The sequence below is a fragment of the Burkholderia sp. Tr-20390 genome, assembly GCF_017104595.1.
Classification (GTDB): Bacteria; Pseudomonadota; Gammaproteobacteria; order Burkholderiales; family Burkholderiaceae; genus Burkholderia.
In genome coordinates this window covers 32,828-49,068 of sequence record NZ_JAAGPC010000010.1, presented here as the reverse complement: position 1 = coordinate 49,068, position 16,241 = coordinate 32,828, and the positions used below count along the sequence as shown (strand labels likewise).

General features: G+C 60.7%; 18 protein-coding genes. 10 read left to right on the top strand and 8 right to left on the bottom strand.

Going from position 1 to position 16,241, the window contains the following annotated elements; translation table 11 throughout:
• The first annotated feature begins 138 nt into the window (after positions 1–138).
• Positions 139–1,584, top strand: coding sequence for a DEAD/DEAH box helicase (locus G3N98_RS05305; protein ID WP_175240650.1), 1,446 nt, complete (start codon positions 139–141; stop codon positions 1,582–1,584).
• Positions 1,585–1,957: 373 nt separating this feature from the next.
• On the opposite strand, the gene G3N98_RS05300 is transcribed toward G3N98_RS05305, so the two are convergent.
• Positions 1,958–2,398: a hypothetical protein gene (locus G3N98_RS05300; protein ID WP_241025754.1), complete on the bottom strand. Its 441-nt coding sequence runs from the start codon at positions 2,396–2,398 to the stop codon at positions 1,958–1,960.
• Positions 2,399–2,509: 111 nt separating this feature from the next.
• Here G3N98_RS05300 and G3N98_RS05295 point away from each other — a divergent pair, with 111 nt between their 5' ends.
• From G3N98_RS05295 to G3N98_RS05270, 6 genes are all read left to right on the top strand, one after another.
• Positions 2,510–2,893: an ATP-dependent protease gene (locus G3N98_RS05295; protein ID WP_175240651.1), complete on the top strand. Its 384-nt coding sequence runs from the start codon at positions 2,510–2,512 to the stop codon at positions 2,891–2,893.
• A 299-nt stretch (positions 2,894–3,192) separates the two neighbouring features.
• Entirely contained in the window at positions 3,193–3,519 is a 327-nt protein-coding gene (locus G3N98_RS05290) for a hypothetical protein (protein WP_206147499.1), read from the top strand.
• A gap of 59 nt (positions 3,520–3,578) precedes the next feature.
• Positions 3,579–3,869 (top strand): hypothetical protein, encoded by a 291-nt coding sequence (locus G3N98_RS05285; protein WP_206147498.1) that lies wholly within the window; start codon positions 3,579–3,581, stop codon positions 3,867–3,869.
• A gap of 436 nt (positions 3,870–4,305) precedes the next feature.
• Positions 4,306–6,042, top strand: coding sequence for a P-loop NTPase fold protein (locus G3N98_RS05280; protein ID WP_206147497.1), 1,737 nt, complete (start codon positions 4,306–4,308; stop codon positions 6,040–6,042).
• A gap of 457 nt (positions 6,043–6,499) precedes the next feature.
• Entirely contained in the window at positions 6,500–6,913 is a 414-nt protein-coding gene (locus tag G3N98_RS05275) for a hypothetical protein (RefSeq protein ID WP_206147496.1), read from the top strand.
• A gap of 218 nt (positions 6,914–7,131) precedes the next feature.
• Positions 7,132–7,731, top strand: a complete 600-nt coding sequence (locus G3N98_RS05270) for a DJ-1/PfpI family protein (protein WP_089429772.1) — start codon at positions 7,132–7,134, stop codon at positions 7,729–7,731.
• Here the strand turns inward: G3N98_RS05270 and G3N98_RS05265 are convergent.
• Positions 7,712–8,140 carry a hypothetical protein gene (locus tag G3N98_RS05265; protein WP_144025266.1) on the bottom strand — a complete coding sequence of 143 codons (429 nt, stop codon included), beginning with the start codon at positions 8,138–8,140 and terminating at the stop codon, positions 7,712–7,714. The genes G3N98_RS05270 and G3N98_RS05265 overlap by 20 nt on opposite strands.
• A 155-nt stretch (positions 8,141–8,295) precedes the next feature.
• Positions 8,296–9,303: a phosphate ABC transporter substrate-binding protein PstS gene (pstS, locus tag G3N98_RS05260; RefSeq protein ID WP_206147520.1), complete on the bottom strand. Its 1,008-nt coding sequence runs from the start codon at positions 9,301–9,303 to the stop codon at positions 8,296–8,298.
• 1,319 nt (positions 9,304–10,622) lie between these two features.
• Between pstS and G3N98_RS05255 the strand changes: the two genes are divergently transcribed.
• Positions 10,623–11,300 carry a hypothetical protein gene (locus tag G3N98_RS05255; RefSeq protein WP_206147495.1) on the top strand — a complete coding sequence of 226 codons (678 nt, stop codon included), beginning with the start codon at positions 10,623–10,625 and terminating at the stop codon, positions 11,298–11,300.
• Positions 11,301–11,470: 170 nt separating this feature from the next.
• Here the strand turns inward: G3N98_RS05255 and G3N98_RS05250 are convergent, their stop codons facing one another.
• From G3N98_RS05250 to G3N98_RS05235, 4 genes are all read right to left on the bottom strand, one after another.
• Entirely contained in the window at positions 11,471–12,583 is a 1,113-nt protein-coding gene (locus tag G3N98_RS05250) for a DUF3396 domain-containing protein (RefSeq protein WP_206147494.1), read from the bottom strand.
• A 9-nt stretch (positions 12,584–12,592) separates the two neighbouring features.
• Complete coding sequence (locus G3N98_RS05245) at positions 12,593–13,321, bottom strand: VRR-NUC domain-containing protein (protein WP_206147493.1); 729 nt, start codon at positions 13,319–13,321, stop codon at positions 12,593–12,595.
• On the bottom strand, positions 13,318–13,842 hold the full coding sequence (locus tag G3N98_RS05240; RefSeq protein WP_206147492.1) for a PAAR domain-containing protein: 525 nt from the start codon (positions 13,840–13,842) through the stop codon (positions 13,318–13,320). The genes G3N98_RS05245 and G3N98_RS05240 overlap by 4 nt, the downstream gene beginning before the upstream one ends.
• Positions 13,843–14,009: 167 nt before the next feature.
• Positions 14,010–14,306 (bottom strand): hypothetical protein, encoded by a 297-nt coding sequence (locus G3N98_RS05235; RefSeq protein ID WP_206147491.1) that lies wholly within the window; start codon positions 14,304–14,306, stop codon positions 14,010–14,012.
• Positions 14,307–14,446: 140 nt separating this feature from the next.
• On the opposite strand from G3N98_RS05235, the gene G3N98_RS05230 reads away from it, so the two are divergent.
• Positions 14,447–14,713: a hypothetical protein gene (locus G3N98_RS05230; protein WP_206147490.1), complete on the top strand. Its 267-nt coding sequence runs from the start codon at positions 14,447–14,449 to the stop codon at positions 14,711–14,713.
• Between the two features lie 551 nt (positions 14,714–15,264).
• On the opposite strand, the gene G3N98_RS05225 is transcribed toward G3N98_RS05230, so the two are convergent.
• A complete protein-coding gene (locus tag G3N98_RS05225; protein ID WP_089476521.1) occupies positions 15,265–15,480 on the bottom strand; it encodes a hypothetical protein in 216 nt (71 codons plus the stop codon).
• Between the two features lie 202 nt (positions 15,481–15,682).
• On the opposite strand from G3N98_RS05225, the gene G3N98_RS05220 reads away from it, so the two are divergent.
• Positions 15,683–15,997, top strand: coding sequence for a hypothetical protein (locus tag G3N98_RS05220; RefSeq protein ID WP_089476243.1), 315 nt, complete (start codon positions 15,683–15,685; stop codon positions 15,995–15,997).
• Positions 15,998–16,241 lie beyond the last annotated feature (244 nt).

Genomic DNA, 16,241 nt, shown 5'->3' with positions numbered 1-16,241 from the left:
TGATTTGCTTGCTTCGCGCCAGCGGCGGTTGTCGGTTGGCCGTGGCGTCGCTCCCCGTCGACGCCGTCCAGCCGGGCGCAGTGGGCCTTGATTCGCCCGGCAACCGCTAGAATTGCGGTTTTAGTCCGGAATACGTCCATGTCTTTTGCCTCGCTCGGCCTGATCGATCCCTTGCTGCGTAACCTGCAGGACCTCAATTACCAGGCCCCCACGCCGGTGCAGGCCAAGGCGATTCCTGCCGTGCTCGGTGGCAAGGACGTGATGGCGGGCGCCCAGACCGGCACGGGCAAGACGGCGGGTTTTGCGCTGCCGCTGCTGCAGCGGCTGGTGCAACACGGCCCGGCAGTATCCAGCAACCGCGCACGTGTGCTGGTGCTGGTGCCCACGCGGGAACTGGCCGAACAGGTGCTGCAAAGCTTCATCGCGTACGGCAAGGGTCTCGATTTGCGGTTTCTGGCCGCTTACGGCGGCGTGAGCATCAATCCGCAGATGATGAAGTTGCGCAAGGGCGTGGATGTGCTCGTGGCGACGCCGGGCCGGTTGCTGGACCTCAATCGCCAGAACGCGGTGCAGTTCGATCAGGTGCAGACGCTGGTGCTGGACGAAGCCGACCGCATGCTGGATCTCGGCTTTGCGCGCGAACTCAACGCCGTCTTTGCCGCGCTGCCCGCGCAGCGTCAGACGCTGCTGTTCTCGGCCACGTTTACCGACGATATCCGTGCGATGGCGGCGACGATTCTGCGTAATCCGGTCAACATCAGCGTCAGTCCGCCCAATGCCACGGCCAGCAAGATCAAGCAGTGGGTGGTGACGGTGGACAAGCGGAACAAGCCCGATCTTTTCATGCACCTCGTGGCCGAGAACAAGTGGGAGCATGCGCTGGTGTTCGTCAAGACGCGCAACGGCGTGGATTACCTGGCGGCGATGCTGGACGAAGCGGGCTACGCCGTCGACACCATTCACGGCGACAAGCCGCAACCGGCGCGCCTGCGTGCGCTGGAGCGCTTCAAGACGGGCGAAGTCCAGATGCTGGTGGCCACCGATGTGGCGGCGCGCGGGCTGGATATCGACGACTTGCCGCTGGTGATCAACGTCGACCTGCCGATCGTGGCGCAAGACTACGTGCACCGCATCGGCCGTACCGGCCGCGCGGGCGCCAGCGGCGTGGCGGTGTCCCTGGTGTGCGCGGATGAGGCGCCGCAACTGGCCGCGATCGAAGCGCTGATCAAGCAAACGCTGCGCCGTGAAGAAGAGCCGGGTTTCGAGGCCGAACATCGCGTGCCGGAAACCAGCGCGACGGGCGAGATCATCAAGAAACCCAAAAAGCCCAAGAAGCCGAAAGTGCCGCACGCTGCGTCGGCTGCCATGCCGGTGCCGGGTAAAAAGCCGCGTCCGCAAGGTGGCGAGAACAAGCACAAGGCTGCGGCGCCGCATGCGAAGCCGGCCGGTAACGGACCGGACTACACCATCGGCAGCCCGTTCAGCGTGCAGAAGCCGCGTGGCAAATCTGCCGGCAAGCCGGCGGCGGGCGCGCGCAAGCCGGCTGGCAAACCCGCGGGTGCCCGCGGGAAACGTCCGTCCTGATTCGTGGGGATGCGGCTCGCCAGCCATTGAATATGGCCGGCGGTTCGGCGGCTGAAGGCAACTTCGAGTGCGTGGCGTCGTCGGGTTGAATCTGCAGCCCATTGCGATCCGTCGACGCAAGTTTCAGGACCACCGTTTCAGGCTGAAACGGGAGGTACAGGAAAGTCCGCCGGGACAAGCGCCCGTTGCTGATGCCAGGACGGCGGCGAGGATTAGCGCTGCAAAGGCAGATCGAGCGACTGTACGGATGGCCGGGAAACCTGTTCGACTCTTTGCTGCGGCAACAGCGGGTGCGAGCTTCGCCGGCGAAGGCTGGGATCTGCAATCCGCCGCCGCAGCCTTGCCGGAATGCTGTCCCGCTATCGGTGCGGCCTTACTGCCATTCACCGGGATGACAGATCACCCAACCCGGAAGGTAGCTATCCATGTCCGTGTGACCCCAGCACCAGTTGTGCTGGTGAAGGGTCTTCATCAGTTGTTCGCGTTGTGCGCACGCGCTTCCCGGCGCATATTGCCCGTCAGGCAACAACTTCGGTGCCGGACCGTTCCGGCATTGGTCATTGGCGACTTCTTCCTGATGCATCAATGCCTGGACGGCAGGGGGAATGGTGCGGGCCAACGTCGCCTTGTATTCGATGCAGGCGGGCGCCTTGGGATCGTTGGACTTGCGGGCACATTGGGACTGAAGCTTGTCGATGTTTCTCGATACTTCGGGTGGATACGTCTCGGCGTGCGCTGCAGCAAGACATCCAGCCAGCAACAGACAGGCGGCAAGTGATCTGATCAAAATCATTTCGCGTATGACACGATGCATCCGGTAGCTCGGGAACGGGCGAATTATGGCATGTGCGCGCGGTTCGTATTCGAGGGGCTGGCCCGGGTGCGGCCCGTGCGATGATGTGCGATGACTGACTTGAGAGATGAAATGACGACACCATTCGACGAGGCGACAACGGCGGCGATCGCCGCGTTTGCCCAATTGGATCTTTACACGGCTTTGCAGGCGATGCGCGCCGAGGCGGACTACGACCACGAACGGGACCAGTGGATCTCGCGCTATATCGACGAGCACGGCGGCGGCGCGGACGATGCCGAATATGACGCCTTGCACGCGCGGGCGCAGGCAACTCCGGAATACGCGCAGTTCATCGACGCGGCTCGGCGGGAAATCCTGGAATACTTCGGCGTGACCGACGATCAACTGGACTGGATGGTCGTGCTGCGCAACGACGACAGCGACGAGCTTTGGGCGGAAGTCAACCGGCAGCGGAGCGCGCTGGGAACCGGTGAGGTGCGCGGAGATCTCTGATCGTTGCTTGCCATTGGGGGCGCAAGTCGTGCTGCGTGCGGGGCTGGAGTCAGGTCAATCGCGAGATGCGCCAGGCATTCGGTTGCTGAAGCCGACCCGTCGAGGGAGGGCAAGCGCTCGGAGCTTCGGAACGCGTGATTATTGTGCTCTGACACTTGCCGCCGAGGTGCAACGGCTCGATCTGCAGCAATGGGGCGGGCTTGGGCGGCCGCATTGGATAGCGGCCGGTCACGAACGGTCAGTCGACACTTGGGTTGAAGTTGCCGACAATTGGCACGTCCGACTTAAAGAGAAATCATATGCTGGCTGATCGCGACCCCCACTCCAACCGGAGCAGGATCTCGGAGTATCTTCGCGAGGCGCGAGCCCACCTGTCGGAAGCTGCCGAGGGCGTTTGCGCGGATGAGATCGCCGAATTTGAGGAGTTCTTGAAGCACAACGAGTTGGAACTGGCGTTGGACGCAATCGACGCCACTTTCAGGGAGGGGGACGACGCGAACTGGCGCGTGCTGGAGTACATGGCCATGGCAGCGCTGAGCATGGAACTGGTAGATCGCCAAGTGATGTACGACCAATGGCTATCACAAGCGCGAGGCTGGAAGTACAAGACAGTTCTACCACGATAGATTACAAGACGAATGACATCATGATGTCACGGTGAATTGCAAGCGAATGGGATACCGCAATGGCGGAATTGGATATCGCGGAAGTCTTTTATCCAAGCGGTTCGCTTAGATATCGCTATTGCAGATACTTGGCTGCCGATAAGCAACGATGGATTCGGCACGGCCTCTTTGTTGAATACAGAGAGGACGGCACTGTCGCGTCTGAAGGAACGTACGAGCACGGCGTCGAGCACGGGGTTTGGAAGGATTTTCACCCAAACGGGCAGCTAGCTGCGCTTGGGGACTACGATCACGGAACTGAATCAGGGGACTGGACGTATTGGGACGCTGAAGGGCGACGAGAGGTGTGAGTGACGTCGATCTCGAAATTGGCGGCGTAGGTTTCTGCGCTGGGCCTTGTCAAATAGGACGCACGTACTGCTGCATCATTGGGGTGATGAGTGTCGGTGCTGCAGTGGGGTGCGCTCATGTGACCGGGAAAAGTAGCTTCGGCTGCCCGAGTTTACCAGCGGCCTGCACGGGATCGGTCGAAGTTCGCTATCCGGCCAGGTGTCGGCGATGGCGGGTGGCGACTATCGGCCATTTGTTGCCGGTCAAGAACGGCAGCCTTGGAGCGACCCATAAACTCGCCGTGGCTGGTGCTGGCTTAGAGTTGAGATGCGACGACGCGTTTTTCTCGAATCTCGAAAAATCTTCGCAGGAGCTGGCTGGTAGAGTGCGCCAGTGATGCAACCCAAACGTCGTACGGGCGGGAGCGCCGGCTGGGCTCAACATCGAATAAAGCAAATGACGATCGAACAATCTAAAACGCAGTTGATCTCGCTCATCGACAACACCGACCTAAAAGTCATCGCGCTGACAGGCGCATGGGGCACCGGCAAAACCCACCTCTGGAACGAGATTCGCAAAGAGTCGCAGGACCCGATTGTCGAAGGCGCGCGCTACGTGTCCCTCTTCGGCTTGAAAGATATCAATCAGCTCAAGCTTAAGGTGGTCCAAAGCGCGCTCCCTGTAGGCGGTGAGAGCAGCTCGTTGACAGAAGGTCTGATGAAGACTTGGAAGGTCAGCGTCGACGCCTTGAAGAAGGTCCACGAGGGTTTTTCGGCGCTCGACGAGCTTGCGCTGGTAGCGGTTCCTGTCGCCTTGCGCAACCGATTCGTAGTCGTCGACGACATCGAGCGCAAGCACGCCTCGTTGTCAGTTGACGAGGTCCTAGGCTTCGTCGACGAATACTCTCAGAATTTTGGTACGCGATTCCTCTTGATTCTCAACTCGGACCAGTTCTCCGCGCCGATTGATAGCGCGCTCTGGGCGGCGTTCCGAGAGAAGGTGATCGAAGAAGAACTTCGTTTCACGCCGACACCTGGAGAGGCGTTTGACATCGCGGTTCCGGACTTGAATAGCCCTTACCGTGCGACGGCCAGGACTGCGGTGGACGCGTGCGGGATAACGAATATCCGGGTCATCCGTCAGGCTTACCGTCTTGTGGCTCGGCTCCTCGGTGCGACTGGGGATATGCCTCTCGCGATACAGGCACGAACTGTTCCCTCGATTGTGCTCATATCTGCTCTTGCAAACAAAGCCATCAAGGACGGGCCGACTCTGGAGTATGTCGCAGGCTACAACCGAGGTCCTAGCGACTTTCTTAGCCGCTACCTCGGGCGGGAAGGCGATGCGTCAAAGGAGAAAACCGAGGACTCTACGCCGGCCGCATGGAAAGTTCTGTTGTCAAAGCTAGGGATCAATTCTTCGGACGAATTTGAAGAACTGGTTGTCGCCTTCGTTTGCGACGGAAGGCACGACGCAAAGGCGATTGAGGCCATCGTCCAAGGCTACCAACACAACGAGAATCGCACCGAATCTAGAAATCTCGCGTATGCATTCACTGAACGTTTCAATTGGGACGTCACAGACTGCGACGACGATCTTGTAGCTGATGCGGTCAAGCTCATAGACAGAGTCGCCGACCTTGATGCCTACACTGTCACGGCGCTCGGAAAACAGATGGCCGATCTACCTGGCGGCGCCAAACTTGAAGAAGATTTGATTGATGGTTGGTTGGCTCACTTCGCGACCATCGCCGACAAGACCGAATTCGGGGAATCACCGTTCCATCAGCCGCTACACCCAAAACTTAAGGCAGCAGTCGACAATGCGCGCGATGCCCGAATTCAAAGTGCGACCGTCGTCGATGCCATCAGGTACCTTGTTGAGAACAGCGGTTGGGGCCATCGGGAAGTAGCGGCGATGAGAGCCGCTACGATTGACGATTTCGAGACTGCGATGCGGACGTTGAAAGGTCGTGATTTCAAGCTTTTCGTACTTAAAGGTTTGGACATTCTCGAGCAGAACCAAATGTACGAGAACCACTTCGGCCAGGCTGGGATGAATTTCTTGGAAGCATGCCGGCGCATCGCCAGAGCCGAGAAAGAGAACCGTTTCGGACGGTTGTTGCGAACGTTGTTCGCGGAGAGCAAAGTTCCAGCGCTTTTGGCCGACGGCGGTATTGAAGCCAAGCCCTAGGTGTAGACAACGGTCGACTGCAATGCAGCGGTACTAGGGCGACTGTCCCCGGATCTCTACGGGCCAGCCAACCTCCATCGAGAGCACGGGCCTGAGGTGACATCGCCTTCGTTACGCGACTGTACGAGCGTCAGCGTCTGGGCACCCCAACCCGTACTGCCGATGTCGGGTATGGGTCGATGCCGGCCGGCGACTTCGCGCGCAAGCACCTCGTTCGACACGCATCACGGACGGGGCCGCCCCGATAGACTCGAGCGTTGAAATTTCGGTCTCGATCGAGACAGCGGCCGTCTAATCGTGGAGTAGTATTCCCCCATGTCCGGCATTGCCAAGTCTCCACGGCACACAGCCGACCCATCCGTGACGACGGCGGCGAGCTCGCCGAAAAGTTCGAAAACTGCTTCAACGATACGTATGGCGGCTCCGGCCGCGGCGACGGCATGGATGGGAATGCATCATGTCAACCGAGTGGAATCGCCGCGTCAGACTGTTTGTCCAGCGTTTCTGGCAGCCGACCAGTGCGTGCATGACGTGCATGCCGGGGAGCTGGGGAAATATCACGAGCCTTGCCCACTGGACTATCGCATTTCATACGGGTCTGCTGACCGGACTCCTGGCCGTACTTCTGACGTTCACGCCTGTGTCAAAACTCTACGCGCATCGATACGGCAATGCGCTGGTCGTTGGCGTCCTGACCACGTTGGGCGACGCTTACTCGCACACGAGTCACTACCGCATCCCCTACGTCGAGCACATCGTGACGGGTGCCATTTCAGGTGTCTTGACGCTTGCGGCGTCATATCTCTTCGAAGACCGCGCGCGACGCGTTCGGGCGATGTGGGCCCGGGTTGTCGGACAGCCTATCCGCTGACTTTCCGAACCCACGGGGCCAAACGGAAAGCGATTCCCCGGTGAGGCTACGCTTCATGAACTGCCGCCCCGGAAAGCCGCGCTGATGTGAGAACGCGACGTGCACCTTCCGACCAGGCCCCCGTGGCCGAAACAGCAACCGTCAGTTTTCGCCAACGTGAATCCGGGCATTGCGCCGATCTGGCAATATGCATCGACAGACCTCAGCCAGGGCACCCCATGCACATCGCCATTCTGACCTTCCAGGGCTTCAACGAACTCGATTCCCTCATCGCGCTGGGCGTCCTCAACCGAATCAAGAAGCCCGACTGGCGGGTGACGCTGTCATGCCCGGAGCATTTCGTCACATCGATGAACGGGGTGACCGTGCAGGCGCAGTCGACGTTGGCGGACGCACGCGCGGCGGATGCCGTCATCGTCGGGAGCGGTATTCAAACCCGGGATGTCGTCAACGACGCGACGCTGATGGAGCAGCTCAATCTCGATCCGACCCGGCAACTGATTGGCGCCCAATGTTCGGGCACGCTGGTGCTGGCAAAGCTGGGCCTTCTCGACAACATCCCGGCATGCACGGATCTCACGACCAAACCCTGGGTCGTCGAGGCGGGCGTCGAAGTCCTCAATCAGCCATTCTTCGCACAAGGCAACGTCGCAACGGCAGGTGGCTGTTTTGCTTCGCAGTATCTGGCCGCGTGGATCATCGCGCGCCTGGAAGGCGAGGAAGCCGCACGGAGCGCACTGCACTACGTGGCGCCGGTGGGGGAGAAGGAGGAGTACGTTTCTCGCGCGTTGACGAACATCACGCCTTACCTGCCGTAGCGCGCAAAAAGATGGCGCTGCCTCCATCGCAAGGCGCCGGGTTCAGCCGCAACGTCGTGTTCCCGATAGCGGCTTCTTCGGCGCGCCCGGTTGCCACGTCATCCGGCTGCGGTGTGGAAGAGGGCGCGAGAATGTTCGCTGACCCGTTCAGGCAGAGCCATTCAGTGACGCCGGCTTGCAACGGATCGGACTCCACCAGCCAGTTCGTATGACAAAGACGGCAGCGATACTGTCGCACGACGATTGCGGGCCGTCCTAGCGGCCGCAGTTTCGTTGGCTTGTGCAATTCCACCAGTTCCCGATGGGCGACAGGATCGGAAGTCGCGTGCATGGTCGTGCAGGCTTCGCAAGGCATGGGGGTCAGCTTTTCAGGAGCGCGTTGGTTCGGTGAAGCGCTTTCTTCGCGCATGGCTCAAATCGTCCTGTGATTGCAATGTAATCGGCAGTGCGTCCGTCTCATGCTTCAATCAGGGCCGCTCACCATCGCGGTGTGCGTCGATCGGCGGTTGCGTCCTCCTGCGCTGCGAGGCGAATGCGGGCGATTGCGCGTCTCATCCGGAATCCTCAGTTTGTAACCGGCTTACCGGACGCATCCTTGATTTTCGCTTTCCATTGCGTGCGGATCTCGGACACCACCGATTCGGGAAGCGAGATGTAGTCCAACTCCGTGGCGGCCTGGTTGCCGTTGTGGAACGCCCAGTCGAAGAACTTCAGCGTTTCCGCACCTTGTGCCGGCTTCTCTTGCGTTGCGTGCAGCAGCACGAACGTCGCGCCGACGACCGGCCACGCGTCCTTGCCCGGCTGGTTCGTCAGGATCTGGTAGAACGACTTCGACCAGTTCGCGCCTGCAGCGGCGGCCTTGAACGTTTCCGTCTTCGGCTCGACCACCGTGCCCGTCGAGTTCTTCAGGGCCGTGTAGACCATGTTGTTCTTCTTCGCGTACGCCCATTCGACGTAGCCGACTGCGCCCGGCAGGCGCTGCACGAACGCTGCGACGCCGTCGTTGCCCTTGCCGCCCGTGCCCGTCGGCCAGTTGACCGTCGTGCCTTCGCCGACCTTCGACTTCCATTCGCCGTTGACCTTCGACAGGTAGTTCGTCCAGATGAAGCTCGTGCCCGAGCCGTCAGCACGACGAACCACGGCGATGTCCGTGTCCGGCAGCTTGACCTTCGGATTCAGCGCGGCGATCGCCGGGTCGTTCCACTTCTTGATCTTGCCGAGGTAGATGTCGCCGAGCACCGGGCCCGACAGTGTCAGTTCGCCGGCCTTCACGCCCGGCACGTTGACGACCGGCACCACGCCGCCGACCACCGTCGGGAACTGGAACAGACCTGCCTTCGCGAGCTCGTCATCCTTCAGCGGAGCGTCCGAACCGGCAAAGTCGACCGTCTTCGCGTTGATCTGCTTCAGGCCGCCCGACGAGCCGATGCCTTGATAGTTGACCTTGCCGCCGCCCGCTTTCTTGTACGCGTCTGCCCACTTTGCGTAGATCGGTGCTGCAAACGTGCTGCCTGCTCCGGTGATATCTGCCGCGTGAGCATGGAGGGCAACAAGAACCAGGGTGCAGGCCATCAAGATCCGGATGTTCACGTAACGTCTCCTGTCTGCTATCGGCATGCCGGCCCGCAAGCGGGCCTCGGTTGAGCAGTCTGACGGGTTGGGTGGGGGCTGTCGGCCGCCTTTCGGCAACGCCTGTCGATTGACCGCGGCAGTGATCGTCTCTCGATTGCTTTCGAGCACGGTGCGTCATTGCGTGGTTGCAGCCGCCGCTGTGCCGTGTTTTTCTCGTATGACGTTCGCCGGGAGCTGGATTGCAACGTACCGCAACCGAGGCCGCAGGCAGCGACCGGCTGGCCTGGATCGTCACCGACGATCGGGTAGGTCAGACGAGGGGCGAAGATCGTCATCGCGCGCGGTAAAGGGTCCCGCAACGAAGGGTGATAGGAGTATTGCAGTTGGCTGTGAAAATTCAAGGAAGGCGCAATTTCTCGAACTGGTCGTCACGAACGTGGTGTGCGAGCGTGGGTCGCTGTAGCGGATCTGAGTGGCCGAAGGAAACGAGAGGCGGGGGCGGCTGTCGCACCCCGCATATTGAGGCCTCGATAGGTGCATCCGGCGACGCGCAAATGACCTTTGACGTTTCGACGCTCACAGCAACGTAACAGCGGGCGCTGCGCGAGTGCGCGCGGTTCAAGCAGGGGGGGGCGGTTCAAGCCGTAGACCATGGCTAAGCTAGCCGACACGGGCTGGCGAGCACCACGGAGCGCGGATACGTGCTGATCGAAGCTGGAAAGCGCGCTGGCGGACCTGCGCACTGCTCACGACGCGTAGATCGAGGCGAATCAACGAGCGTACGCATGCCACGCGTAAACGGGTCCTGAGCATCGCCGCGGTCGAACGTCTGATCCTGTCCGTTGAATACACGACGGTCGGTCGCACGACGCACTGTTTCGCGTTGCTGCCAGATGGCTCGGTGGAGGTCGGCTGCTGATGCGACACGCGCGGCGGGTTCGATCCCAAAGTCGAGCAGCGTACGGCGATCGAGCAAGTCCGACAGCGCCTCGCACGGCGGCCGCACATCGGGATGCGAGATCACGCTTGACAACGGATGGACCGAGCGCGGCGAAACCTCGTGTGGAGATGCGGTAGATTTCGATGGTGAGCGGGTGAAGCCGGCGCTCGGGAAGTGTTTGCGTTCCTTGCGCGCGAGCAGCAGATGCGCCGGAACGCAATCTTGCGCATCAAGGGACCGCGCCGCGGTGTCCGGTAGCCAATTTCAATCACCACAACGGGCCCGGCCAGTTTAAGCCGGGTCTTTTCATTTTTGGGTAGGCGTGAGATATCGGTTAAATTGGGTATCCCCAGTTTGACCAAGCGGAAGGCTAGCCGGTATGGACAATCCAGCCACAACGATTTGGGAAGATGACGACTACGTGTACATCCCAGAAGAATTGATAGAGCTGCTGCCGGCCGAATATCGCGAAGCTGCTGAAAGGTGTCGAGAACAGGGCAACAGATTGCTGCGGGTTGCGGATGAGGACATAAAAAACCTGATCCGGCTAGCCAATGCCTTTCCGACGACCGTGAGCTTGGGCTACATCTTCCACCGCTTGAGGAGCACCGAATTTGAAATGACAACGGAGGGGGTTCTGGAGCAGGAGATGCTGACCACCGCGTTTGTCGTTACCTACGCACGCTTGTTCGTTAGTGGAAACGGCGGTTGCGGCGTTTCACGGAGCCAGTTGCCTGCCCATTTGAGGGGTGTTCACGACGACCTCATGGACTTTCGCCACAAGCGTTATGCCCATAACGGCGGACATGAAACGGTAGGCAGTGGCGTCCAAATGGTCGTTCATGGCGCAGAAGTCCGAGTCAGCTTGCAACTGAACTCGGGATTTTATGTGGGGGGTAAAAACGAGTGGAAGGAACTTGTCACGTTTATCGATGCGCATATGCACGAGCGCCTTCAAAAAATTCTAGCCCGGCTGAAGGCGAAGACCGGCTATGAATGGACAGTTCCATGTGGGCCCGCACCATATTGGGTTGAAAACAATAACTTGAATGGCTGAACCAAGACGAATCCTTTCCGTATTGCGCGCATCTGCATGCCCGTCAGCACCGAGTGGAAGGGCGTCGAACTTGCGACGCCCGACGGGCGCTATTCCCGGAGCAAGTCGGGCAGCGTGACGCACGAGCGCGCCGTGGCGCTCGCGCGATTCGATGCGAGAATCGCAACGCATTAGGTCGCTGGCAGGGGCGGCGTCTTGTGCAGCTCGGCCCAGTAGTGATTGAGTTCGTCATCGGTCACGTTGAAGCGGCGCAGCCACACTTCGGTCGCAACGACCGTGTTGAGTAACGGCGCGGTGCTATCGAGCGTCCCATCTTGGAGGGTGTCGACCGACTCAGCGACGACGGGTTGCAACGCGCGATTCAGGATAACGTAAGCGGCCGGCGGTGAGACCGGGATTCCCGGTCCGTTCGACACGCCAGACTCTGGCGCCACGCCGGCCTTGATCAGCAGGCCGCCGTCGCCGAGCGGCTGACGGGCGAACCAGTCCGGCGGCAGCATTAGGGTCGATGGATTGCCAACTTTGCGGATGAGATCTCCGTCGAGCGCGTTCAGCCAGTCGACAGTCTTGATCTTCGTGTAGAGCTTGCGGACCGTCGATCGCATCGGATCTCCGACGTCGATGCCCGGCCCGAAGCGGCGCGCGTAGAAGTACTCGCTGGCTTCGTTTGGCCGCCGGCCCATCGGAGGCACGTTCACAGCCAGGCCGCCGTGCCCGTGGACGGTAGGAAGGTCCTTGGCAAAGGCGTTGAACAGCGCTTCGAACACGCCTGGACGCTGGATGAGGAACGCGCGCGGCACCGAGAAGGCGAGACCGTCGAGCCCGCGCTTGCGCGCTGCCTTTCCTTCGCTGAGCGCGAACACCGTGAATTCGTAGAACCCGGTGGCGAGCTTGTGCTCGGCGCTCGTCATTGCGACTGCGAGGGTTTCGTCGGCGGGCACGCTTGCCGCAAGGCTCGCGAAACCCGGGGCCTTGTCGTACGGCGCTGGCTCTTCGCCCTCCGCGTAGAACCAGCGAAGCGGCCCGAATTTCGACGGCTGCTTGCCGGCAGCTTCCTCGAGCGCGTGGTGATATTCCTCGATCGCCGCGTTGTATTGCGTGAAGCAGCGCACTAGGGCTTGCCGGACAGCGGGTGTGAAGCCGTTCCTGAAGTAGAGCACGCCCCGCACCACGAGGGCGGCACCCGTGATGCCCTTCTGGTGCGCGGGTTCGTACAGGCCGTATGGCATCGTGTCCGCGCGGCGCGGATCCTTGGCCCAGGCTACGATTTCGTCGTTTGTCATGGCGTCAGCTTACAAAGCCGGGATCGGCGAGATATGCGGCGGCGGAAGCGGCGGTGCTCCGGGCGCATTGGTGCTGGTCCCGTACAGTTCGTCCAGGTCAGATTGTGAGGCGGTTTGTCGTGCGCGCGAAGTTTTCTTCTGCCCGTCGTCGTCGCCGCATCCGCAGTCGGCCGCGCCGAGGTGAACGAACTTGGACGGGCCGCCGGCGATTTCGATGTAGTCGTCTTCCTGGTCGGGGCCGTACGTGTCCCCGGGAAACTTCATCTCCACGACGGTCTTGATGTTCGATTGCACGGGCGGTTTTGCAGGATCGTTCACGATGACGACGTCGGGGCGGCGCACGTCGCCCTTCTCGTACTTCTTACCCTTGCTCGGCCAATTGTCCTTGATCCACTTGCGAATCCCCGTATTGGGCTCAAGCGGGTCGTCATAGTCCATGATTGGTTCAGGCGGGGTCGTCGTCATGTCGTAGGGCTGTTCGGGGCGATACTCGGTCGGAACGCCTGTCTGCATCTTCGAGACTTCGTTCGGCAGCCCGAGGCGCATCTCGACGCAACGCTGCCGCTGGATGGTGCCGGCCTTCGTCGCGACGCCAATGCGTCGGCACTCGCAGAACGTGTGACACAGAACCGCGCGGTCTTTCGGTGAGAGCTTGGGCGCGCTCATCCCGACCTGCGTCGTCCGGCCGCCCGAGCCCGTGCCCCCGGACGACGAGCTGGGGGCGTAGTCGCCGCTCAAGAACTGCTCCCGGGCTGCTGGAACGACAGTGACGATGCCTGGTGGCTGCTGAGCCAGTCGGTGTAGCCGTCTGCGTCGGTCGTGCCCTGAATCGACTTGCCGTCCGAGGACGTAACAGTGTACGGGTGATTCGCGATCGGTTTACGCGTCTTGTCGTCGACGAGCTGGAAGCGGCCACGGTACTCGCCATCGTTCTGGGCTACGTTCTGCGCCAGGACGCTTTTCCCCGCGCCGATCGAGCCGCCGCCGGACGTCGGTTCTACCGTCGCCTGGCTTTGCGATGCGATCAGCGTCGCGCCGCAAGCCGTCTTGTCGCCTTCGGTGGCGACCGCTCGCCCGCCGAACGTCATGCTGCGAACGCGAACGGCGACGATCGGGTAGACGCCGCTGCACTTCGGGCACGACACCATGTCGCCCTCGAGCGCGAGCGGTTTGCCGAATACGACGTTGGTCGATGTGCACGCGAGCACGCGGCCGCCGTGGGACGTTGTGTCGCCCTCTCGAATAAATGATGAGCTCATGCTCGATCCTCTCAGGTAAACCCGAGCGGAATTTAGCATGCGCCATTCAGGCGACACTATCCTGTTAGGGTTGACGGGTTAGGGATTGTCAAGCGGGAGGAGGGGGTAAGAGGCGCGCGCCGCAGATTGCTTCAAGCGTATCGTCGGCGGCCAGCGCCCCTCGCAGGTCACTTTGCTTCTTCAGCGTTGAGCTCGTCGAGTTGCGCTTTGACCCAGATACCGAAGTCCGCAACATCGTCGCGAAGCTTGCTGAATTCGGTCGGATCGCCGATTGCATTCAGTCCCAAGAAGATTGTGCGCAGGATCTTGGAACGCTCCTCTGCGTTTTCGAGAACTGCGCGGCGGTTCAAGCTCAATCCCGATGGCATCGGGATCCGGCCTGCCAGGAGATCACGGGGCATGTCCATGATCAGGCGGATGGCCTTGGGATCGAGTCGAACGTCGAGCGTGTTGGTCGGCGGCATTTTTATTTTCCCCGTATGGAATTGATTGGCTCACCAGTATAGGGAAATCGAGACCAGCCTGTTTCTAACGATCGATCCGGAACGGCGCTTTTCCGTGATAGATTCGCCGGCGCGAACCACCAGACCAGAGGGAGACCACCTTGTATAGCGATCTTTACGTTGTGACCCAGTACGACGGCAAGGACTATATGTCCGTCGAGTCGATCTACACATACGACGATGATGGCGAAGAACAGGAATGCTCAGACGCGACGGCCGCTTGCGTTGAGATCACGACTTGCGCGGACCAGGGCACTGATCTGTGGAAGTGGCTGCGACGCCAGGTAGAGCAGCATTTGAGGGCGGCCGGCATCTCGTACGAGAACCTGTATTTCGAAGACGAACGCGGAAACGATATCCGCGATTAGTTGCCTACCGCAAGCATGGCAACGGCTCCGCGTCCTACTCGATTCGGACTGTGCGCGGTTAGGGGCGCACGTCCCTGTGATCGCCACGTGTGAAGGGGCGAGGGCGGACGGTGTTGCATCCTTCCGGCATTCGATTCGGTGTCAGCTTAATTTTTAGCCCATCACGAACGGCCAGCCCGCGCGCATCAACTTGCGCATTCATCCTCCCGTCCAAAACACTCGACGCTTCCATAAGGCAGCGTATGTGGTGGTATATCCAAGCGTTCTCAGGATGCAGTCGCGTCCACCGACTGCAGCCGAATGCCTTCGGGTGAAGGGGCGACTGCATCGTAATCACTGAGCACGCATCGTAGCAGGGTCGGTATTGCCGGGAATGTTGGATTTTCCGGGCGCGTTCAGAACTGCTGCGCTGCTTCGCCGCCGCGCGTCTTGCGCGACTTCGGAGCGGGTTCCGGCCGACGCTCCCCGCCGGCCGGAGCACATTCGATAGGAGCGCCCCGATAGCGCACGCCGGCGCGTATGGTAGAAACCAATTGCCCGATCCGCCAGAATCAATGCACGTCACTGTCGACGATGGAGGCCAACGCCCGATCGCCGTCGCGTTGTGCGGTGTCTTCCGTGGAAAAGATGTCGGTACTGAAGGCGATCAGCTTGAAGCCGGATCCCGCGGAGCGAGGAACCGTGATGCCCCAGTGCCAGCCGCCATCTTGCTGGAACACGTGGAGCGCAGGAGGTGCCTGGTTCAGTGCTGGTGAAGAAGTCGTCATCGCGTGCTCTCCCGTCATGGGACGACTGCGGGGCAACTACATCGGACGCGCAAACCCAGTCTACGGATACTTTTGCTGCGGCGCAATATTCGAGTTTTACGAAAATGCCCATGTGTGAAACGCCACAATTTTGAAATACAAATATGCAATGTCGGAGATGGCTGGCATATTGGTGTGACGATTGGGATTTTTCGGAGGCTTTATGGATCGCAGTTCGCTTGTGTGGGCGGGGGTGCCGCATAGCAGCGATGGCGTCGTGTTTCAGATTCGGGTTGGCCCCGGACTTCAGCGTTTTCATATTGCGCGATTGATTCTCGAGCGGGCGTGCGATCTTGAGCGACTGGCCTCTGACGCACGACAGCTCGAATGCTTTTACGAGCATTTGACACCGATCCTGGCAGTCGCGCGAAAGACGCGCTCGAAGGCGAAGGCCGATACGGTTTCGCTGAATGTTTCGGATTTTGTTCGAACGGGGAGCGCTCGGGGCGAGCAAGGGGCCTGGGCTGCGATGCGGTGAGCGCCGTAGGGCGGTTGAGGGGCGCGGAGTTTTCGGTCTTGGAGCGGGCGGGCGTGGGGCTTGGCGAGCGTCACGCGTGGCGTCTCGTCACGTGCGGCGCAGGCTCTGCTGCAGGGTTGGCGGGATGTTTTTTGCGGGCTTTCGCGTAGTCTCGTGCTTGAGCTTCGCGACGAAAGGGCGTCGCTCGATGACCGAATACCCATGAATGAAAAGTGCTGGCCGGTGAACTGGCCAGCAAAATGGT